1 pseudogene is annotated in these 485 nt (G+C 63.1%); it reads left to right on the plus strand.

The window, feature by feature from the left end:
* Positions 1-50 precede the first annotated feature (50 nt).
* Positions 51-485 (plus strand): annotated as a pseudogene (locus tag ACU8YC_RS26570) (phosphate acyltransferase PlsX); the annotation flags it as partial.

Below are 485 nucleotides of genomic sequence, written 5' to 3' on the forward strand. Positions count from 1 at the left end.
GTTTCTACCGTGGTCGCAAGGTGATCGACAAGGGCGCTGACGAGTAATCCTTGTCCGCTCCTGTCATCGCGATCGACGCAATGGGTGGGGACTTCGGTCCCCACTGCATTGTTCCGGCCAGCCTTTCCTGCCTGGCTGAAAACCCCTCGCTGCATCTGGTCCTCGTCGGCCAATCCTCTCTACTCGAACAGTTGGTCGCCAAGCATCCCGGTGTCGATCCTGCGCGCCTGAAAATCGTCGATGCGCCCGAAATGGTCACGATGGACGAGCGGCCCGCTCAGGCTTTGCGCGGCAAGCCACGTTCTTCGATGCGTGTAGCGCTCGAGCAGGTGCGTGACGGTGGTGCGCAAGCCTGCGTGAGTGCCGGCAATACCGGCGCGCTGATGGCGGTGTCGCGCTACGTGCTGAAGACGCTGCCCGGCATCGAGCGGCCCGCGATCGCGTTCGCGCTGCCGAATCCGACGGGCTACACGATGATGCTCGAT

Source organism: Citrobacter sp. VF227 (genome assembly GCF_052950715.1).